This window comes from Binatus sp. (SeqCode), from assembly GCF_035272065.1.
In the GTDB taxonomy this organism is placed as follows: domain Bacteria; phylum Desulfobacterota; class Binatia; order Binatales; family Binataceae; genus Binatus.
This window is the reverse complement of the sequence record NZ_DATEQZ010000109.1, coordinates 1-19172: the sequence shown is the minus strand read 5'-3', so window position 1 is coordinate 19172 and position 19172 is coordinate 1. Positions and strand designations below refer to the sequence as shown.

The following is a 19172-nucleotide window of genomic DNA, read 5'->3' as shown; positions in this document are numbered from 1 at the left end:
GAGCGCCGCGATGCTCTATCTGCTGCTCTACCCCCTGCACAAATATTACTCCGGCTTCAATGCGCTCAGGTACGAGACGCTGCGATCAGTCCTGGCCGGGCTGGCGGCGCTGGCGCTGTCGTTGGCTCTGGGACCCATCCTGATCGAACGGTTCCGCGCGCTGAATATCGGACAGACGATTCGCGAAGTCGTTCCGCAGGCGCATCAGAAGAAAGCCGGCACGCCGACGATGGGCGGACTGCTGATCGTGGCGTCGATGCTGGCGGCGACGCTACTGCTCGCCAACATTTTGAATCCGTACGTCTGGATCGCGATCTTTGTGACGCTGACCTTCGGCGCGATCGGTTTCAGCGACGACTACTTCAAACTCACGCGCGGCAAAGGGCTGGGACTCAGCGGCCCGGCCAAACTGGTGTGGTCATTTTCGTGCGCGTTCATCGCGGCCGCGTGGCTGTTTCTGTATCTCGGCTTCGACACGCATCTGACGGTCCCGTTCCTGAAGAACGTGCACCCCGATCTGCACGTGTGGTTTTACATCCCGTTCGCGATGCTGGTGATCGTGGGATGCTCGCATGCGGTGAACCTTACTGACGGGCTCGACGGGCTGGCGATTGGACCGGTGATGACCGTCGCGCTCACGTACTGGACGTTCTCGTATGTCGCGGGAAATTACAAATTCGCGACCTATCTTCAGATACCGTATATCGCGAACATGGGCGAAGTTGCGATTTTTTGCGCGTCGATAATCGCCGCCTCGCTCGGCTTCCTGTGGTTCAACGCGTACCCGGCTTCGATGATGATGGGCGACGTGGGCGCGCTCGCGCTGGGCGGAGCGCTCGGCACGGTCGCTGTGCTCGCCAAGCAGGAACTCGCGCTGATAATAGCGGGCGGAGTGTTCGTCGCGGAGGCGGCGTCAACCATCATCCAGCGATATTATTTCAAGGCGACGCACAACCGATTTTTCCTGATGGCGCCACTGCACCATCATTTTGAACTGAAGGGAATCCCCGAGACTGTGGTCGTGATCAGATTTTGGATCGTATCGATCGTGTGTGCGCTAGTCGCGCTGAGCACACTGAAGCTGCGTTGAATAGATGGAGCTGTCGAGCAAACGCGTGATGGTTGTAGGACTGGGAGTCAGCGGAGTTGCCGCGGCGCGATTCCTCGCGGCGCGCGGCGTGAAGCTCGTGATGACTGATCGCCGCGTCGACGTCGAGCGCGGCAAACTGCCGGCGGGCGCGCTTAAGCTGGGGGCCGAAGATCCGAGCTGGGTCGATGGCGTCGACTTCGTGGTCACCAGTCCGGGAGTCCCGCGCGATTCGATATTGCTGCGCGCTGCGACCGAGCGGCAAATTCCGGTGATCGGAGAAATCGAACTCGCGAGCCGCTTTCTCGAGGCGCCAATCGCCGCGGTCACCGGCACCAACGGCAAGAGCACGGTCGTCGTGCTGCTCGGCGAGATTTTGAAGGCGTCGGGACGGCGCACTTTCGTCGGCGGCAACCTCGGCACGCCGCTAATCGACGCGATCGATGGCACATGGGACGTCGCAGTCGTCGAGGTCTCGAGTTTCCAGCTCGAGTGGATCGAGAAATTTCGTCCGCGAGCTGGTGTGCATCTTAATCTGAGCGACGATCACTTCGATCGCTATCGCGGCCTCGCGGACTATGGGCGCGCGAAGGCGCGTTTGTTCGAAAACCAGCAAGCTTCGGACTACGCAATTCTGAATCGCGACGATCCGAACGTATGGAAGCTCGCGAAGAGCGTGCGCTCGCGAGTGATCGGCTTCGGGCGCGCGCGCGGCAAATCCGGAGCGTCGATCTGGTTCGACGAGCCGACTAATGCGCTCGTTTTCGATTTTGATTTCGAGGTCGCCCGCCGCGGGCGCATCAGCCTCAAAGGATTTCGGCTGCGCGGGCGGCATAACATCTCCAACGCGATGGCGGCGTCGGCTGCGGCGCTCGCGCTTGGCGTCGAGGCCGGAGAAATCGAACGCGCACTCGCGTCATTTCGCGGACTGCCGCATCGGATTGAAGTTGTCCACGAGCACGGCGGGGTGACTTATATCGACGACTCAAAGGGAACCAACGTCGGCTCGGTGGTCGAAGCTATCGACGCGCTCGCGGCGCCGATTATTTTGATCGCGGGCGGTCTCGACAAAGGTGGCGATTACGCGCCGCTGCGGCGGCCGCTCGAAGAAAAAGTCAAGCTCGCGATTTTTAACGGCGCGGCGCGGGATAAGATGGCGGCGGCGCTCGCGGGTGCGACCAAGATCGAAACGGTGGCGACTCTCAAAGAAGCGGTCGAACACGCGGCGCGCGCGGCGCGGACGGGAGATAACGTGTTGCTGTCGCCGGCGTGCTCGAGCTTCGATCAATTCAAGGACTATGCGGAACGTGGGAACGTATATAAAGAGCTGGTTCGGGCGCTTTGACGCTGTAAGTTACCGGCGGCCCGACCCGTGGCTGTGGCTGCCGGCGGCGGTGCTGCTGTTGCTCGGGCTGCTGATGGTGCTGAACACGACGTACTTTCTCGGCATCGAGAAGAGAGGCGACGCGTTCCACTTTTTCAAGCTTCACCTGGCGCATATCGCGGTGGGTTTTGTGTTTCTGATGCTGCTCTCACAATTCTCGCTGGCGGGTCTGCGCCGAATCGCAATGCCGCTGTTCATCGCGTCGATCGTGATGCTCGCGCTGCTCTACGTGCCCGGTCTCGGACTGATGAAGGGCGGCGCGCGCCGATGGCTCAGACTGGGACCGGTTATCGCGGAGCCGTCAGAGCTGGTGAAATTCGCGCTGGTATTTTTCCTCGCGAAGTTCCTCAGCAAACGGCAGGATCGTATCCGCGAGTTCAAGCATGGACCGCTGGCGGTATTTCTGATCGTCGGGCCGATTACACTTTTGATCTTGAAGCAGCCGGACTTTGGCAGCACCGTGATGATCGCGCTGATCCTGTTCGCGATGCTGTGGGCGGCCGGCGCGCGCTGGCAGCATCTTGCTGGCGCTGGCGGCGGGGCGCTCGGCCTCCTCGCGTTCCAGGCGGTGGCGAAGTCGTACCGAATGAAGCGGCTGACGACGTTCCTCGATCCGTGGTCGGTCGCGCGCGGCGCGGGATTCCAGCTCGTGCAATCGTTTATCGCGCTCGGCGAAGGCGGCAAATGGGGCGTCGGTCTGGGTGCGGGTCGCCAGAAGATGTTCTATCTGCCGGAGGCGCACACCGATTTCGTTTTTGCGGTGGTTGGCGAGGAGTTCGGGCTGATAGGCGCGGCAGTCGTGATCGCCCTGTTCCTCGTAATCCTGTTTCGCGGGATGCGCATCGCGCACGACGAGCCCGATCCGTTCGCGAGCCTGCTCGCGGTAGGGCTGACGGCGCTGCTCTCGATCCAGGCGTTGATCAACATGTCGGTGGTGATTGGGCTGATCCCGACGAAGGGGCTGCCGCTGCCGTTCCTGAGTTACGGCGGCACTTCGATCATCATCGCGATGGCGGCGTTGGGCGCGTTACTCGCGCTCGGGCGCCGGCCGGCGGTGCGATGAAGGTGATAATCGCAGGCGGTGGCACGGGCGGGCATCTTTTCCCGGCGGTCGCGCTGGGCGAGGAAATGATTCGCGAGCGTCCGGGGATCGAGGTACTGTTCGTCGGCACGAGCGCGGGACTCGAGGCGAAGTGGTTGCCGAAGAGCGGATACAGGTACGAGCTGTTCGAGATGCATGGAATTCGCGGGCATAGCGCTCTTGAGCGGGCGCGTGCGTCAGTGGAATTCATTCGCGCCATTGGACTCGCGCTGTCGCTGGTGCGGCGGTTTCGTCCGAGCATCGTGGTGAGCGCGGGCGGATATGCGTCGGCGTCGATCGGCGCTGCCGCAATTCTAACCCGGACGCCGCTGGTGTTGATGGAACAAAACACGCGGCCGGGTTTGGCGAATCGAATGATGTCTAGATTCGCGGAAAGGATTTGCGTTGGCTTCAGTGACAGCGCGAGTTACTTCAGTTCTTCTAAAGTTGCGGTGACGGGCAATCCGACCCGATTCAAGTACCGGCCTGACCGATCGAGGCGGGAGGGCGGCCAATTACAAATCCTTGTTTTAGGTGGTTCGTCCGGAGCGCATCGCCTGAATATTGGCGTCGTAGGGGCTTTCAAAATCTGCGGAAAAAGTGTTATAAATTTGCACGTTGTCCACCAGACCGGGGAGGCGGATGGGGAGTTGGTGAGGAGTGCATACCGCGAAATCGGGTTCGCGGCTGAAGTGCTGCCGTTTATCGACGACGTCGCTGACGCGCTGCATCGGGCCGATCTGGTTATCGCGCGCTCAGGCGCGATGACGGTCACGGACATTGCTCTTGGCGCGCGTGCGGCCATTTTCGTGCCGTATCCCTTCCACAAGGATCAGCAACAAGTGCACAACGCGCGCGTGATCGAAAAGCGCGGCGGGGCGATAATAGTTCGCGACGACGATCAGCTTGCGTCCAACCTCGCGCGCGAAATTGAAGCGTTGGTTCGGAATCCGGCGCGGCTGGACGAGATGGGTCTTCGGACGCATCAGGAGGCGCATCCCGACGCGGCTCGCAGTATCGCCAAAATTTGTTTCGAGCTTGCGGAGAAAGCAGCGGCGTGAGTGAACTGCACGCAAATGGTCTTTTGACGCGTCAGCGCCGGCTGCATTTCGTCGGAATCGGCGGCGCCGGCATGAGCGGAATCGCCGAGCTGTGTATCAAGCTCGGGATCCGCGTCAGCGGATGCGATCTGAAACCGTCTGCGACCATCACGCGACTTGCGTCGCTCGGCGCGGAAATCAGCCAGGGGCATCATCCGGCGCATCTGAAGGACGACGGCGGAATCGACGCGGTGGTGATCTCGTCAGCAATAAAATTTTCGAATCCTGAAGTCGCGCGCGCCCGCGAGATGAAAATTCCTGTGATCGCGCGGGCGGAGATGCTCGGCGAGTTGCTGCGGATGGCGAAGCTCGGCGTCGCGGTTGCAGGCACGCACGGCAAGACGACCACGACCGGCCTGATCGCGCTGATCATGGAAGAGGCGGAGCTCGATCCTACCGTGGCGGTCGGCGGAAATATTCGCAATACGGGCAGCAACGTGCGGCTCGGGCGCGGCGATTTCATGGTGGCCGAGGCCGACGAGAGCGACGCGTCGTTCCTGCTGCTGATCCCGACGATCGCGGTAGTGACGAATATCGATCCGGAGCACCTCGATCATTATGGCACGATGGATCGAGTGCGCCAGGTGTTTGCGGACTTTATCAACCGCGTGCCGTTCTACGGCGTGGCAGTGCTTGGGATCGACAACGTCAACGTGCGCGGGCTGATGGCGTCGATTCGCAAACCAATGGTGACCTATGGCGTCGCCCAGGATGCGGACCTGCGTGCCGAGAAAATCGTGATCGATGGCCTTTCGACTCGGTTCGAGGTGATTCGCAAGGGCGAGCATCTCGGGCGAGTGACTGTCCCGACGCCGGGCGTGCATGTTGCACTGAACTCGCTCGCGGCGATCGCGGTCGCGATGGAAGTTGGAATCAGTTTCGAGCGCGCGGCCGCGGCGCTGGCAAAGTTCGGCGGAATCAGCCGACGATTCGAGATCAAGGGCGAAGCGGCAGGACGAATCGTGCTCGACGACTATGCTCACCATCCGGCCGAGGTGCGCGCGACGCTGGCCGCGGTGCGGGCGTCGTTCAAGCGCCGCGTGGTGGTGGTCTTTCAGCCGCATCGGTACACGCGCCTGCGCGATTTGTTCGACGATTTCCTGTCGGCCTTCGATGACGCCGACGTGCTCTACCTGTTCGACGTGTATCCGGCCGGCGAGGAGCCGATTGCCGACGTTTCGTCACGGCGTCTGTACGAAGCGCTGCGCGCGCGCGGGCATCTCGAGGTGCATTACCTGGGCGCGGAGGAAGATCCTGCGGCGCGCATTGCGCAAGGCTCGCGCGCGGGCGACGTGATCGCGACTTTGGGTGCAGGCGATATCTACAAGATGGGCGGCGAAATACTTAACGCGCTCAGCGCCGAGGTCAAAGTTCATGAAGGCGCTTGAGGGCGAGCTGCGCGCGAAATTCGGTGCGCGAGTCCGCGCGTCGATGCCGCTTTCCGAGCTGACCTCGTTTCGGATCGGAGGACCGGCCGACTTGTTCGTCAACGTCGAGGACGAAACCGAGCTAATGCATGCGAAGGCCGCGGCTTATCGCGCGGGCGTGCCGTGTTTCTGCCTCGGCGCGGGAACGAATCTGCTCGTGAGCGATCGCGGGATGCGCGGACTGGTGGTGAGGCTCGGCGACGGCTTCGCGAAAATAAAAATTGACGGCACGAAAGTCGTTGCGGGCGCTGGCGCCGCGTTCGGGACGCTGGTCTTGGCGGTAATCGATCAGGGTCTTGAGGGGCTCGAATTCGGCGAAGGCATTCCAGGGACGGTCGGGGGCGGATTGGTGATGAACGCAGGTGCGTTCGGCGGCGAGATCGCCAAGGTGGTCACGCTGGTGCATGGCGTCACCGAGGCCGGCGAGGCGCTCGCGCTGACCAAGGACGAGGTGAAATTTGCGTACCGGCGCACCGAACTGCCAAGTCATTTCATAATCACGCGCGTCGATTTCGAACTTGCTCGCGGCGATCGCGAGCGTCTGATGGCTCGGGTCGCGGAGTTGAAGGCCAAGCGCGCATCGCGTCAGCCGCGCGGCGTTCCGAATGCGGGATCGATCTTCAAAAATCCGCCGGGGAACTTCGCCGGGAAGCTGCTCGAAGGCGCGGGTCTGAAAGGGACGCGGCTGGGCGGCGCGGCGTTTTCGGATCAGCATGCAAATTTTATAGTGAATCTTGGCGGCGCACAGGCCGCCGACGTGCGCGCGCTGATCGACATGGCGCGCGACAAGGTGAAAGAGCACAGCGGCGTCTGGCTTGAACCGGAGGTCAGGTTAGTCGGCGACTGGTGAAGCGAGATTTGGATTTTTCACTGAGGTGGCGGGGTGGCGGTTCGCGGAGGAAATAAAGCGGTGGCGGGATGGAACGCGCGGATGGGCGGGCTGGTGGTCTGCGCATTTTTCGCCTTGGGCGTGATGACGGGATTCAGCACGACCGGCCGCGTTGTCGCGCTCAGAGCGGCAGCGACTCTCAGCGCATATCGCGATCAAATCATGAATTCGCTTGCGCCCGCGCGCACGACCGCCGCGAACTACTCCGCGGTGCTGGTCGAGTGGGCGGGACGCGCGGGGATTTACCATCGCGGCTTGCGCGAGCCGGGCGCCGCGGCGATTTCGGCGGGCGACATGCGTGACGGTGCGATCGCGATCGTCGAGCGTCACGACGGCTTCTACGAACTGTTCAAGGGCGGCGAGCTGCGCGGGCCGGTCTCGCCCGGCAAGCAGGGCGACCTGCCGGTGCTGAGCGGCGCCGCACTCGACAACGCTCGCGGTCCGCAGATGGTCGACTACGCCTCGGAACTGGTGCGCGCGGAAACGCAACTTTCGGAAATTATCTCCGAGATGCGCGTTGGCGATGACGGGACGGCGTGGCTGTTCCTCGAGCGGGAGCGCACAGAGGTGGTGATCGATCTCGATCGCGCAACGACAGAACTTCAGCGCGCGATCAAGGTGCGGCGGCAATGGCAGGGGCGTGAGAATCTGATCGCGGCGCTCGATTTGACCACGCCGGGGCTGGCAGTCGTGCGCCTGCATGCGGCCGAGATTAAAAACTCGAAGCACAAGACCGCGCTTCGCAAAGTTTCGTACCAGCCGGGCGGGGAGCCGGTGACGCAATGAGAAATCTGCTCACCGGATTGGACGTCGGCACCAGCAAAGTTTGCGCGATCGTCGGCGAGTCACTGCCCGACGGGCAGTTGGCGACGCTCGGCTTTGGAATCGCGCCATGCACGGGGCTGCGCAAAGGCGTAGTCGTCAATATCGAGGCGACGGTCGATGCGATCAAAGCGGCGGTCGACGAAGCGGAGAAAACTTCCGGCGTGCGCGTGGGCTCGGCAGTGGTTGGCGTCGCGGGGCCGCACATCAAGGGCCTCAACAGTCACGGGATCGTCGCGGTGCGCGGCGGCGAAGTCAGTTCGCGCGATGTGGATCGAGTGATCGATGCGGCGCGCGCGGTCGCAATCCCGCTCGATCGGCAGGTGCTGCATATCCTGCCGCAGCAGTTCGCCGTCGATGAGCAGGAGGGCGTGCGCGAGCCGTACGGAATGGCGGGAGTGCGGCTGGAAGCGCGCATTCATATCATCACGGCGGCGCAAAGCTACGGCCAGAATCTCACCAAGTGCTGCGAGCGCGCGGGTGTGACGCCGTCGGAGATGGTTTTCCAGCCGCTGGCGTCAGCGGACGCGGCGCTGTTTCCGGAGGAACGCGAGCTCGGAGTCGCGCTGATCGACATCGGCGGCGGGACCACGGACATCATCGTGTTTCACGGCGGCGCGGTGATGCATACCGCTGTGCTGCCGATTGGCGGGAATCATCTCACCAGCGATATCGCCGCGGGATTGCGCACTCCTATTTCCGACGCCGAGCGGCTCAAGGTCACGTTCGGCGTGGCGACCAACCAGGTCGTGCGGCGTGACGAGATGGTGCAGGTGCCGGGAGTCGGCGGACGCGAGCCGCGAGTGATCGCGCGCCGGCTGCTCGGTGAAATCGTCGAGCCGCGCATGGAAGAGATTTTCACGATGGTGCAGCGCGAACTGCTGCGCTCGGGCGTTTCGGACGGGCTCGCGTCGGGCGTGGTGCTGGTCGGAGGAACTTCGCTGCTCGAGGGCACGCAGGAACTGGCCGAGCGCATCTTCGGCGTGCCGGTGCGGCGTGGACTTCCGATCAACCTCAAGGGTCTGCCGGAAGAGTTGATGAAGCCGATGTTCACGACGGCAGCGGGCTTGCTGCTGTACCAGAGCGCGGCGGGCGGAGTTGGCAACGGAATCGGAAGGACGGGCCGGCTGAGACGTCTGCGTTCGCGGCTCAGCGATTGGGTGAGAGACTTCTTTTGAGAAGTCGGCGCAACAAGAAATTAATTGGGCAACAAACTTTGCCGGTAGGTGGTGGAGGAGGATCTGTGATGATTGAGTTGGTGAGTAGTCCCGACCCGGGCGCGAGGATCAAGGTAATCGGCGCAGGTGGATGCGGCGGCAATGCGGTCAACCACATGATCAATGTGGGCCTGCGCAACGTCGATTTCATCGCCGTGAATACCGACATCCAGGCGCTGCAGAATAATCACGCGCCGCTGCGCGTTCAGATTGGCGACGAGATCACGCGCGGACGCGGCACCGGCGGCAATCCTGAAATCGGTCGCAAGGCCGCGCTCGAAGACGAAGAACGGATTCGCGAAATCCTGTCCGAAGCCGAAATGGTCTTCGTGACGGCCGGAATGGGCGGCGGCACCGGAACCGGCTCTGCGCCAGTGATTGCGCGCATCGCGCGCGAGCTCGGCGCGCTGACCGTCGGCGTCGTGACCAAGCCGTTCCAGTTCGAAGGACGCCGCCGCATGGCACAGGCGGAAGAAGGACTGCGCGAGCTGAAGAACGCGGTCGACACGCTGATCACGATTCCCAATCAGCGTCTGCTCTCGGTCGCCAGCAAAAATACGTCGTTGAAGGAATCCTTTCAGAAGGCCGACGACGTGCTGCTGCAAGCGGTGCGTGGTATTTCCGAACTTGTCACCGTGCATGGGCTGATCAACCTGGATTTCGCGGATGTGCGATCGATCATGGCCGAGATGGGCATGGCGATGATGGGTGCGGCGACGGCGTCGGGCGAGAATCGCGCGGTCGAGGCGGCGCAGCGCGCGATTTCGAGCCCGCTGCTCGAAGACGTCTCGATCAAAGGCGCGCGCGGCCTGCTGATCAACGTCACCGGCGGCTCGGACATGGCGCTGTACGAAGTCAACGAGGCGGCCAGCCTGATCCAGGAAGAGGCGCACGAGGACGCGAACATCATTTTCGGCGCGGTGATCGACGACGCGATGTCCGACGAGATTCGTGTCACTGTAATCGCGACTGGCTTCGGCGACCTCGATAGAAGTTCACCGCGTTACTCGCCGTCGGGCGCGCCCGTCACCACGCCGATTGCGGCGGCCTCGACTCGGCCCGTCGATCCGATGGAGGCCAGCCAGCCGGCTCCCGTGCAGGCTGGGCAGGTGCGGATGTTCCCCGGCAACAAGCCGGTGCGCAGGATGGGGCTGGTCGTCGACGACAGCACACTCGACATCCCGGCTTTCAGACGCCGCGGCGAGGATGCAGGCCTGGCGGACGGCGAGAAGCTCGAGCCGAACTCACTGCTCGACGGCGACGACAAGCTCGACATCCCGACCTTCCTGCGCAAGCACCTCGACTAGCGCGGGCCATCACAGAAAAAATTGCGGCGCCGGAGTCTAACGACTCCCGCGCCGCATTCGCGTCGTCACCGCTCCTGTCCGCGTGTCGCTGGGTTGCTTCTTTTAGCCGCACGGCGCATATTAGTCGAGGATATCTTGTAAAGATATCTGGAGCGAAACTCATGGAGTCTATCTCCCTTAAGCTGCCCGAGGACCTGCTCGAAACCAGCGAGCGATGCGCCCGTGAGCTGGGGATCCCGCGCGCCGAATATATCCGCCGCGCAATCGAACGCATGAACCGCGAGGCCGAAGCCCGCGCTCGCGCGGAGCGGATGGCTCGCGCGTCGCGCAAGGTCCGCAAGGAAAGCATGCGGGTGAATGCCCAGTTCGCCGCGATCGAGCGCGACCCGGATGCCTGAGCGTGGCGAGGTATGGCTCGCCAATCTTAATCTTCGCCGCGGCACCGAGCCGGGCAAGACCCGCCCCGTGCTGATCGTTCAGGCGCAGGCGCTGATCGACGCTGGCCACCCTTCGACACTGATAGTCCCTCTGACCACCAATCTCATCGACGATGCCGACCCGCTGCGCATACGCGTGCATGCGCAATCCTCTTTGCGACGCAATTCTGATCTGCTCATCGACCAATTGCGCGCGATCGACAACCGCCTCCTGGTCAAAGGCCCTCTGTCACATCTCGATGAAGCAACGATGGAGCGCGTCGTGGCCGCTCTCCGCGAAGTGCTCGACCTTGGCTGAACTCAGAGTTCGGGCGCAGCGTTCGCGTCGAAGCTCTGCAGATCTGTCAGCGGCCCGCGGCGATTTGACGCACGGGAGCTTCGCCGTCGAGCGAATGGAGGATCGCCTGGCGGCGATCCTTCAATTCCTTCGGCATCGTTGGGCCGATCTTTTCGAATAACTCGCCCGCCGATTCCAGCTCCGACTTCCACTCCGCGGGATTTACCGCGAGTGCGTCGCGCGCCGCGCTCTTGGAAAGATCGAGGCCCTTCAGATCGAGTTCCGTTTCATCGGGAACGATCCCAACCGGCGTCTCTCGGCCGCCCGCGCGTCCATGGATTCTATCGAGCATCCACTTGAGTACGCGCAGGTTCTCGCCGTAGCCGGGCCAGATGAAGTTGCCGGCGGCGTCCTTGCGAAACCAGTTGACCATGAACAGGCGCGGCGGTTTTTTGATTGAGCCGCGCATCTTGAGCCAATGAGCGAAGTAATCGCCCATGTTGTAGCCGCAGAACGGCAACATCGCCATCGGATCGCGCCGCAGCACGCCGACCGCTCCTGAAGCCGCCGCCGTCGTTTCCGATCCCATCGTCGCGCCCATGAAAACGCCGTGCGCCCAGTCCATCGATTCGAGCACCAGCGGCACCGTCGTGGCGCGGCGTCCGCCGAAGATGATTGCTGAGATCGGCACGCCGCACGGATCGTCGGCGCTCGGCGACCACGCGGGATTGTTGCGCATCGGAGTCGTGAAGCGGCTGTTCGGATGCGCTGCCTTGTCGGTCGATCCCTTTTTCCACGGATGTCCCTGCCAGTCGAGCAGCCCGTCGGGCGCGGGCACGTCCATTCCTTCCCACCACACGTCGCCGTCGGCGGTCATCGCGACGTTGGTGAAAATCGTATCATGCTCGACCATCTTCATCGCGTTCAGATTCGATTTTGCGCTGGTGCCGGGCGCGACGCCGAAGTAGCCGTTCTCGGGATTCACCGCCCACAAGCCGCCGTCGGGACCGACGCGCATCCACGAGATGTCGTCGCCGACCGTGAAAACTTTCCAGCCCTTGAACTCGGCCGGCGGCGTGAGCATCGCGAGATTGGTCTTGCCGCATGCGCTCGGAAACGCCGCGGCGATATAAGTGGTCTCGCCTTCCGGACTCTGCAACCCGAGGATCAACATGTGCTCGGCGAGCCAGCCTTCGTCGCGGCCGAGCACGCTCGCGATTCGAAGCGCGAAACATTTCTTGCTGAGCAGCGCGTTGCCGCCGTAGCCGCTGCCGACCGAGATGATCGTGTTGTCCTGCGGAAAGTGGCAAATCAGGCGCCGCTCGGGATTCAAATCGAGCGTGCAATGGATTCCGCGATTGAAATCGGCGGACTCGCCAAGTTGCTCGAGCGCCGCCGCGCCCATGCGCGTCATGATTCGCATGTTCAGCACGACGTAGAGGCTGTCGGTGAGCTCGACGCCGACCTTCGACAGCGGCGAGCCGAGCGGCCCCATCACGTACGGCACCACGTACATCGTGCGCCCGCGCATCGAGCCGTCGAGCCATCCGCGCAGCTTGGCGTAGGTCTCCACGGGCTCCGACCAATTGTTCGTCGGCCCGGCGTCGATTTGGTTCGGCGTGCAGACGAAAGTCAGTTGCTCGGTGCGAGCGACGTCGTTGGGATTCGAGCGATGCAGGTAGCAGCCGGGCCGCTTCTGCTGGTTGAGCTCGATGAGGATTCCCGCGGTGACTGCCTGTTTGGTGAGCCGATTTTTCTCGGCTTCGGAGCCGTCGCACCAGACAATGGCGTCAGGTTTGGTCAGCGCTGCTACTTCGTTGACCCAATCGCGCAACGCGCGGCTGCTGGTCGGCGAACTGTTTGCGTTTTCGTTGGGATTGGGCGTCACTTCATGCGCTCCAAGTCGGTCCTTGAGAAACGTAACTCTTGTTCCATGCGGACCGGCGAAACGCGACCCGATGAAAACCAGATCGTAATATGTAGATTAGCAGATTAGAATAATCAAGGGTCAGAACTATAAGCAATTCTTTACCCCGTCGGCGGGCACGAGGCCCTTTCGGCCCGCTTGACTCGCGACGAACGCGTAAGCTTGCGCTTTTGGAACCGCTAGTAGGCGGCGCTCTTGCGCGCGGAATCGATCAGCCGTTGGATTTCTTCTTCGGTGAATCCCGCGAGCATGCGCGCCTCTTTCGCGATCGAGACAATCTGCCCGTCGTCGTTCGAGATGTCTTCCTGCGCCAGCCGGCCGCCGCGGAAGTTGAAGACCTCGTCCACCATGTCCTGGAACGCCTGCGCCTTGGCCAGCCGCTCGGGGTCGCCCTCGGTCAGCTTGCGCATCCATTTCGAGCCCATCCGCACGTGCGTGATCTCGTCGGCCAGCACGTAATCCACCGAGCGCTCGATCACCTCGTCGCCGTTGCGCTGCGCGATGCGAATTAGCTGATCGAAGACGTCGCACGCGAGGCCCTCGAGGCCGCGGTTGATGCCCGCGACGCGCGCCGCCGGATCCATCGCCTGCGTGCATCGCCACAAAATCTCGGTCTCGACGTAGTCACCGGGATGACCGCCCATGTACTCGACGAGGCGCTGAAAAATCTCGGCGTGGCGCGCTTCGTCCCACACCTGCCGCGCCATGTCGAGCTGGAACTCCCACGGCGCGTCAGGGAAATCGAACAACGTGCGGCCCGCCGCCTCCATCGCCTGCAACTCACCGGTGTAGATGCCGTGCAATCGCGCGCGCAGCGTCTCTTCGTCGAACGGCATCGGGCCGCCGGCGTCGAGGCCCTGCTCCTCGCGAATTTCGCGGACTTGCCGGCTGCGCAGCACTACCCAATTGTCGGGACGGGCGAGGCGGTCAACGGGGATGCATTTTTCCATCGCAGAAATTCCTTGGTCGAAAGGCGCCGCGATTAGTAGGCGGCGCTTTTGCCGAAGCCTTTGACGAGCCGATCGATCTCCTCTTCAGTGAAGCCCGCCAGCAGGCGCGCCTCGCGCGCGATCGTGATACCGGAGTCGATCTCGATTTCCTTGTCGTTGACGCGCTGCATGACGTGATCGACGTCTTCGATCCGCTTGCGCCCGCCGCCGAAGTTGAACAGGTCGTCGATGCTGTCCTGGAACGCCTGCGCCTTTTTGAGCCGCTCGGGATCACCTTCGGTCAACTGGCGCATCCACTTCGAGCCCATGCGCACATGAGTGATCTCGTCGGCCAGCACGTAATCTACCGAACGTTCGATAACCGAGTCGCCCATTTTCTGCGCGATACGAATGAGTTGCTCGAACACGTCGCACGCCAGCCCCTCGAGTCCGCGATTGATTCCCGCCACGCGCGCCGCGGGATCCTCGGCCTGCGTGCACGACCACAGTACCTCGCCTTCGGGAAATTCTCCGTAGTAGGAGCCGACGTACTCGAGCAGCTTCATATAGATCTCAGCGTGGCGCGATTCGTCCCAGACCTGGCGCGCCATGTCGAGCTGGAACTCCCACGGCGCGTCGGGAAAGTCGTAAAGCGTGCGGCCGGCCGCTTCCATCGCCTGGAATTCGCCGCCGCAAATCCCGTGCATCCGCGACTTCAGGAAATCATCCTCGTAAGGCATCGCGTTGCCCGGCGACAATCCCTGCTCGCTGCGCGCATTTCGCGTTCGATTGGCGGGCAGCAGGATATGGTCCTCGGGACGCGCCAGCTTGTCGACCGGAATCATTCTTTGCATCGAGCTTGCTCCTTCTTTCAGTGTCCCACTCTTACTATTTCGACCTGCCAGATTATCACTTGCTCCACGCTGACCGTCGTCCGGTCAGGTTCAACGCTTCGCGCACGGTCCACTTGCCGTCGGTCTCTCCGAGCCGAAACTGAAATTTGAACGGTTCGGCATCGGCGCCCGTCAATCGCGCTTTCAAAAAGTAATGACGCGAGACGCGCGCGCGACCGATTATTTCAAACCTATCATACCGGTTTGGCGGAATCTCTTTCGCGATTCTCAACATCTCGTCGCGCACATGCGGCGGGGTCATCGCCTCGACGCTTGCATGGTCGCCGCGCATCAGCGCGTTCAGAAGGTGCTCTGCCGCCGCGAGCATCGCGGCCGGCGGCTCGACTATCGGCGCAATCGGCTGCGGACCCATCACATTGCCGCGTTCTCCCAGGTCAGGCATTGCCGTTCCCCGCCCGAGCTTGCGCCACCGCGGCCGCAAGCTCGGGAATGTCGCTCCACGACGAGCGCTTGCCCGTGGTGTCCTCGACGCTGACGATCACCCACTTGCCGTCGCTCTCTTTGCGCCATCGATACAGCACCCGGCGCATCGTGCCCGCGTTCGTGAATCGAAGTTTCGAGATGTACTGGAAGCCGACCTTCGCCAGCGCGAGCGCTTCGACGTTGATCGGCCTGGGAATGCGCGCGATTTCCGCCCCCGCATGGCGATGCGCCTCGATCGCACCCGGAAGCGCGAACGCTTCCGCCTTGGCGCTATCGCCCGCCGCGAGTGCCGCCGCGTGCGTCGCGATCGCGTCGCGCAGGTCGGTGATGTCGTCCAGCTTCTTCATATTGCTCAGCCCGCTCAGCTACGCCCGACTTTTCTGCGCGGCTGTTCGGCTTCCGACTCAAACCCGGTCACTCCGCCCGACGCGCCGAGCAATCCTTCTAGATGCGACTGCCAGTTCGCTGCCCGCAGATGTTTCTCCTTTGAGTTGAGTAATTCGTCGAGCAACACGCTGCCGCGCTCGACGTGCGCCTTTTCCTCTTCGACCAGCCGCTGCAGAATCCGCAGGGTAGGGGGCTCGTAAACGGGATTCATCGCGGTCAAGTGCGAGCTGTAATGCGAGATCAGATGCGGCTTCAGCACGCGGTAGATTCCGACCAGCCGCTCGATCGTGTCCTCCCACTCTTCTTTATCCTCGATCGCGTTCATGAACGTGACGAAAGCTTCGTTGGGCGGCTTGGATATCTGCGGCTGCGCGCGCAGTTCCGGCAGCCGCTTGCCGAGCGCGTCGGTATGCAGCGCGTCTTCGTAGACCTGCTTGGCCATCTCGAGCTTGACCGCGAGCTCCGGCGTCAGCGCGATCCAGCCGGCCATCATGCGCATCATGCGCTCTTCGGCGTAGCGATAATTTTGAATGTAAATGACGCTCTGGCGGACGCTGTAAACGCCTTCGAGAGTTCGCCTGTCGTAAAGTGCCATTCGCAACTCCTCGTGATGACCGTGCCACGTCAGCGAATCGCGGTCGTGGTGCTTGCTCCATTGGCGGATGCGAAAAAACGTCCTTCGACGATCGCCGCAATTTCCCGCCAGTAAGTTTCTTTGTCAGTCCCCTTGAGATTGTTCGCGCCCATCGCCCATCCCGCGCACAGCATGTGAATCGCGTGAACGGCGCTCCGCGAATCCTCGAAATGAATCACGCCGAGGCGCCGGCCGCGCTCGATAATCTCAGCCACCGCGCCCAGGTAGTCGCCGCCAATCTTCTTCATCGCCGTGCGATACTGCGGGCGGCGCTCGAGGTAGCGGGCCTCATGATGCAGCACGTTGAAGGCCTCGCGATAACGATCGATCACGTCGAGGATCGCGCGCATCACGTCGATCAGCTCACGCCGAGGATCGCCGACGGTACGCTCGCGAATCGCAGGCAGCATCTCGACAAACTCCGCCACCATCGACTCGGCAATCAGCGGAATAATCTCGTCCTTGCTGTCGAGATAAAGATAAATCGAACCCGCCGCGAGCCCCGCCTCGAGCGCAAGCTCCTTCACGGACGCTTCATGAAACGATTTCCGCGCCAGCACCCGGCAAGCAGCCAGAAAAATCTGCCGCCGCCGCGCTTTGACGAGACTCTCGTCCTGCGGCAGTGACCGTATAGCTTCGGCGGCTCGTGGCATTATTCGATGAATGGGTCCGGCGCGTTGAACGGCCGTTCCCCAATTCCCGACTTGTATTGAATGAACGTTCATTTGTCAAGCCGCAAGGTAAGTATCCCTTGACTGTATAAGCGCGCTCTGGTAGATTGTGCGTATGGCAGCAGGAAATCGAAAGAATCCGCAGCGTTGCTTCTCATCGGACTCGCGCTATTCGCTCATGGAGTTCATGGCCGAGTTCCCCGACGATGAGGCTTGCTTGCAATGGCTCTGGAAGACGCGGCTATCGCGAGATGGAGAGCACGCGCATTGCCCTAAATGCAACGTCGAGCGGTCGTTCAAACGATACGCGATCAAGCAGCAGCGTCAGTCATGGACGTGCGTCGCGTGCGGCCATCATCTGCATCCGACAGCAGGGACGATTTTCCACAAGTCGTCCACGTCGCTGCATCTCTGGTTCTACGCGATGTACATGATCACAAGCACCCGATGCGGCATCTCCGCGAAGCAGCTAGGCCGCGAATTGGGCGTTACATACAAGACGGCTTGGCGCATCTTCAATCGAATCCGGTACTCACTTGGCGACGATCGTCCGAGACTGTCAGGTCATGTCGAAATCGACGAGTCATATTTCGGCGGGAAGGAAGAAAACAAACACCTGAACAAGCGAACCGGAACATCTCGAATGGCAAAGACGCCAGTACTCGGAATGGTCCAGAGACGCGGCAAGAAATCTCCGCGCGTCATCGCATCGGTCTTGCCATTGCCGTGGAAAGGCTACATCCATCCGCCGATTCGCGAGCGCGTGATGCCTGCGACCACGATATTCACCGACGAAGCGCACCACTACAAAGCATTGCGCTCAATGGGCTTTGAGCATGGCCGCGTCAATCATTCGCAGAAGGTTTACGTAAGCGGGGAAGCGCACACGAACACGATTGAGGGATTCTGGTCGCTAGTGAAGCGCGGAATTTCTGGCGTGTATCACAATGTATCAGCGAAGCATTTGCAGTCGTACTTGGACGAGTACGCTTGGCGCTACAATCACAAAGACGATCCGCGCGGGCACTTCAATCTTTTGGCTTCGCGCGTGGCGCACGCTTCGGGGGCGGAGAAGCGTTAGCGGCCTTAGTCAGATTGCGCAGAAAATCTCCGCGCTTCGGAATCGGGATTTTGTAACCCGTCTTAGTCTTTTGTTTTCGTTCGCCCTTCACAATAGTTAATTGCCATGGGGGACATACTTTATCAATCTGAGCTCCGGATACTGTGGGCACAGAAAAAGCTCGATGAGTTGGACACGCTCGTTGACCGCGCAAGCCAAACCGCTCTCCAGGTAAGCAGCAGTCAAGCTGAAACTGAACGGATGCTTGTTCTGTTTGGCTTCTTGGACGAGGTTCAAGACGAAACCCGTAGACTTGTCAGTGAATTTCTTTTCCATATCCGCGCCGCGCTCGACTACCTGATTTTCGTGTTGGCCCGAATCAATACCGGAACCGAGCAGGACGATACGCAATTTCCGATCAATTCTTCTAAACAAGTCTTTGAAGGAAATCGGAACGGCGGTAAAAGAGACGGCTTGCGATATCTCACCTGCGAACAGGTCGCACTCGTCGAGTCGGTTCAACCGTACAATCGCTTTCCGCTTTTGAAGTTGTTTCACAAACTGTCCAACATAGACAAACACCGGCAGTTGCTTAAACCCAGCGTCAGCCGAATCACTCGCCAAGTCCCTCACACACAGACAGACACCGAGATCGTCCCTCCCAACCAAGTGCGCGTGGATTTCGAGCATACCTTCAGCATATTGCTCGTGGATTGGGAGGGACTCCCTGTCATTGAAACGCTTCAGGAGTTGCACTCGAACATTGCTGAAATTCTTGATTTGTTCGATGCGTCTCTGAGGTAATTCCGGCCTGTCACCTCGATCAGGATTGTACCGATTATGCTTGGTAATCTCTACAGTCATGGGATACTTACCAGCCGCAACTTTTCTGCAGCACCGATGCCCGCGCCGTCATTGCTTTTGTGTCAACCTGACTGAAGCGAGCTGCGCGACGGATGTCTCGGACAGCTTCGCGCCAGCGAAGCCGGTGCTGGTTCTGGCTCGCTACGCAGCGTATTCACATCTCGATTCGCAGAACCCTCACCTACCGGCCGCGGTGCGGCCGGCCGCCTTGTATCTGTGAATTGAGTTGTGCAGAAGGAAAGGAACAACCGCGGCGCGGCAGATCGAGGTCGCCTGGGTCGGATAAGGCCGAGGGAGAGTGTGATCGCCGCGCCCGCATAGCCGGCCATAAGCCC

20 protein-coding genes are annotated in these 19172 nt (G+C 61.5%); 13 read left to right on the top strand and 7 right to left on the bottom strand.

What is annotated here, in order from left to right; genetic code table 11:
• The first annotated feature begins 10 nt into the window (after window positions 1-10).
• From mraY to VJX68_RS17405, 11 genes are all read left to right on the top strand, one after another.
• Window positions 11-1090, top strand: coding sequence for a phospho-N-acetylmuramoyl-pentapeptide-transferase (mraY, locus tag VJX68_RS17455; protein ID WP_324097002.1), 1080 nt, complete (start codon window positions 11-13; stop codon window positions 1088-1090).
• Window positions 1091-1094: 4 nt separating this feature from the next.
• The gene (gene murD, locus VJX68_RS17450) at window positions 1095-2432 is read left to right on the top strand and encodes a UDP-N-acetylmuramoyl-L-alanine--D-glutamate ligase (protein ID WP_324097001.1); all 1338 of its coding nucleotides are present in this window, start codon (window positions 1095-1097) and stop codon (window positions 2430-2432) included.
• Window positions 2395-3534 (top strand): putative lipid II flippase FtsW, encoded by a 1140-nt coding sequence (gene ftsW, locus VJX68_RS17445; RefSeq protein ID WP_324097000.1) that lies wholly within the window; start codon window positions 2395-2397, stop codon window positions 3532-3534. Before murD ends, ftsW begins: the two co-directional genes overlap by 38 nt.
• Complete coding sequence (gene murG / locus VJX68_RS17440; RefSeq protein WP_324096999.1) at window positions 3531-4613, top strand: undecaprenyldiphospho-muramoylpentapeptide beta-N-acetylglucosaminyltransferase; 1083 nt, start codon at window positions 3531-3533, stop codon at window positions 4611-4613. The genes ftsW and murG overlap by 4 nt, the downstream gene beginning before the upstream one ends.
• A gap of 5 nt (window positions 4614-4618) precedes the next feature.
• Window positions 4619-6040, top strand: a complete 1422-nt coding sequence (gene murC / locus VJX68_RS17435) for a UDP-N-acetylmuramate--L-alanine ligase (RefSeq protein ID WP_349255935.1) — start codon at window positions 4619-4621, stop codon at window positions 6038-6040.
• Window positions 6027-6929, top strand: coding sequence for a UDP-N-acetylmuramate dehydrogenase (murB, locus tag VJX68_RS17430; protein WP_324096997.1), 903 nt, complete (start codon window positions 6027-6029; stop codon window positions 6927-6929). Before murC ends, murB begins: the two co-directional genes overlap by 14 nt.
• A 33-nt stretch (window positions 6930-6962) precedes the next feature.
• Window positions 6963-7754, top strand: a complete 792-nt coding sequence (locus tag VJX68_RS17425) for a cell division protein FtsQ/DivIB (protein WP_324096996.1) — start codon at window positions 6963-6965, stop codon at window positions 7752-7754.
• Window positions 7751-8968 carry a cell division protein FtsA gene (gene ftsA / locus VJX68_RS17420; protein ID WP_324096995.1) on the top strand — a complete coding sequence of 406 codons (1218 nt, stop codon included), beginning with the start codon at window positions 7751-7753 and terminating at the stop codon, window positions 8966-8968. Before VJX68_RS17425 ends, ftsA begins: the two co-directional genes overlap by 4 nt.
• 68 nt (window positions 8969-9036) lie before the next feature.
• Entirely contained in the window at window positions 9037-10314 is a 1278-nt protein-coding gene (gene ftsZ, locus VJX68_RS17415) for a cell division protein FtsZ (protein WP_324096994.1), read from the top strand.
• Window positions 10315-10475: 161 nt separating this feature from the next.
• Window positions 10476-10712 (top strand): ribbon-helix-helix protein, CopG family, encoded by a 237-nt coding sequence (locus VJX68_RS17410; protein ID WP_324096993.1) that lies wholly within the window; start codon window positions 10476-10478, stop codon window positions 10710-10712.
• Window positions 10705-11049, top strand: coding sequence for a type II toxin-antitoxin system PemK/MazF family toxin (locus VJX68_RS17405; protein ID WP_324096992.1), 345 nt, complete (start codon window positions 10705-10707; stop codon window positions 11047-11049). Before VJX68_RS17410 ends, VJX68_RS17405 begins: the two co-directional genes overlap by 8 nt.
• 46 nt (window positions 11050-11095) lie before the next feature.
• On the opposite strand, the gene VJX68_RS17400 is transcribed toward VJX68_RS17405, so the two are convergent.
• From VJX68_RS17400 to VJX68_RS17370, 7 genes are all read right to left on the bottom strand, one after another.
• Window positions 11096-12916 carry a phosphoenolpyruvate carboxykinase (GTP) gene (locus VJX68_RS17400; protein ID WP_324096991.1) on the bottom strand — a complete coding sequence of 607 codons (1821 nt, stop codon included), beginning with the start codon at window positions 12914-12916 and terminating at the stop codon, window positions 11096-11098.
• Window positions 12917-13134: 218 nt separating this feature from the next.
• Window positions 13135-13905, bottom strand: coding sequence for a DUF455 family protein (locus VJX68_RS17395; protein WP_324096990.1), 771 nt, complete (start codon window positions 13903-13905; stop codon window positions 13135-13137).
• 32 nt (window positions 13906-13937) lie between these two features.
• Window positions 13938-14738, bottom strand: coding sequence for a DUF455 family protein (locus VJX68_RS17390; RefSeq protein WP_324096989.1), 801 nt, complete (start codon window positions 14736-14738; stop codon window positions 13938-13940).
• Between the two features lie 55 nt (window positions 14739-14793).
• Window positions 14794-15180: a hypothetical protein gene (locus tag VJX68_RS17385; protein WP_324096988.1), complete on the bottom strand. Its 387-nt coding sequence runs from the start codon at window positions 15178-15180 to the stop codon at window positions 14794-14796.
• Entirely contained in the window at window positions 15173-15568 is a 396-nt protein-coding gene (locus VJX68_RS17380) for a hypothetical protein (protein ID WP_324096987.1), read from the bottom strand. Before VJX68_RS17380 ends, VJX68_RS17385 begins: the two co-directional genes overlap by 8 nt.
• A gap of 14 nt (window positions 15569-15582) precedes the next feature.
• Window positions 15583-16203 carry a hypothetical protein gene (locus VJX68_RS17375; protein ID WP_324096986.1) on the bottom strand — a complete coding sequence of 207 codons (621 nt, stop codon included), beginning with the start codon at window positions 16201-16203 and terminating at the stop codon, window positions 15583-15585.
• 29 nt (window positions 16204-16232) lie between these two features.
• Window positions 16233-16967: a TetR/AcrR family transcriptional regulator gene (locus VJX68_RS17370; protein ID WP_324096985.1), complete on the bottom strand. Its 735-nt coding sequence runs from the start codon at window positions 16965-16967 to the stop codon at window positions 16233-16235.
• 61 nt (window positions 16968-17028) lie between these two features.
• Here VJX68_RS17370 and VJX68_RS17365 point away from each other — a divergent pair, with 61 nt between their 5' ends.
• Window positions 17029-17994, top strand: coding sequence for an IS1595 family transposase (locus tag VJX68_RS17365; RefSeq protein ID WP_324096984.1), 966 nt, complete (start codon window positions 17029-17031; stop codon window positions 17992-17994).
• A gap of 105 nt (window positions 17995-18099) precedes the next feature.
• A complete protein-coding gene (locus tag VJX68_RS17360) occupies window positions 18100-18777 on the top strand; it encodes a hypothetical protein (RefSeq protein ID WP_324096983.1) in 678 nt (225 codons plus the stop codon).
• The last annotated feature ends 395 nt before the right edge of the window (window positions 18778-19172 follow it).

Excerpts from the sequence above, each read along its gene's own strand:
- mraY (WP_324097002.1), top strand. The coding sequence starts at position 11 with ATGCTCTATCTGCTGCTCTACCCCCTGCACAAATATTACTCCGGCTTC.
- murD (WP_324097001.1), top strand. The coding sequence starts at position 1,095 with ATGGAGCTGTCGAGCAAACGCGTGATGGTTGTAGGACTGGGAGTCAGC.
- murG (WP_324096999.1), top strand. The coding sequence starts at position 3,531 with ATGAAGGTGATAATCGCAGGCGGTGGCACGGGCGGGCATCTTTTCCCG.
- murB (WP_324096997.1), top strand. The coding sequence starts at position 6,027 with ATGAAGGCGCTTGAGGGCGAGCTGCGCGCGAAATTCGGTGCGCGAGTC.
- ftsA (WP_324096995.1), top strand. The coding sequence starts at position 7,751 with ATGAGAAATCTGCTCACCGGATTGGACGTCGGCACCAGCAAAGTTTGC.
- ftsZ (WP_324096994.1), top strand. The coding sequence starts at position 9,037 with ATGATTGAGTTGGTGAGTAGTCCCGACCCGGGCGCGAGGATCAAGGTA.
- VJX68_RS17410 (WP_324096993.1), top strand. The coding sequence starts at position 10,476 with ATGGAGTCTATCTCCCTTAAGCTGCCCGAGGACCTGCTCGAAACCAGC.
- VJX68_RS17405 (WP_324096992.1), top strand. The coding sequence starts at position 10,705 with ATGCCTGAGCGTGGCGAGGTATGGCTCGCCAATCTTAATCTTCGCCGC.
- VJX68_RS17395 (WP_324096990.1), bottom strand. The coding sequence starts at position 13,905 with ATGGAAAAATGCATCCCCGTTGACCGCCTCGCCCGTCCCGACAATTGG.
- VJX68_RS17390 (WP_324096989.1), bottom strand. The coding sequence starts at position 14,738 with ATGCAAAGAATGATTCCGGTCGACAAGCTGGCGCGTCCCGAGGACCAT.
- VJX68_RS17385 (WP_324096988.1), bottom strand. The coding sequence starts at position 15,180 with ATGCCTGACCTGGGAGAACGCGGCAATGTGATGGGTCCGCAGCCGATT.
- VJX68_RS17380 (WP_324096987.1), bottom strand. The coding sequence starts at position 15,568 with ATGAAGAAGCTGGACGACATCACCGACCTGCGCGACGCGATCGCGACG.
- VJX68_RS17375 (WP_324096986.1), bottom strand. The coding sequence starts at position 16,203 with ATGGCACTTTACGACAGGCGAACTCTCGAAGGCGTTTACAGCGTCCGC.
- VJX68_RS17370 (WP_324096985.1), bottom strand. The coding sequence starts at position 16,967 with ATGAACGTTCATTCAATACAAGTCGGGAATTGGGGAACGGCCGTTCAA.
- VJX68_RS17365 (WP_324096984.1), top strand. The coding sequence starts at position 17,029 with ATGGCAGCAGGAAATCGAAAGAATCCGCAGCGTTGCTTCTCATCGGAC.
- VJX68_RS17360 (WP_324096983.1), top strand. The coding sequence starts at position 18,100 with ATGGGGGACATACTTTATCAATCTGAGCTCCGGATACTGTGGGCACAG.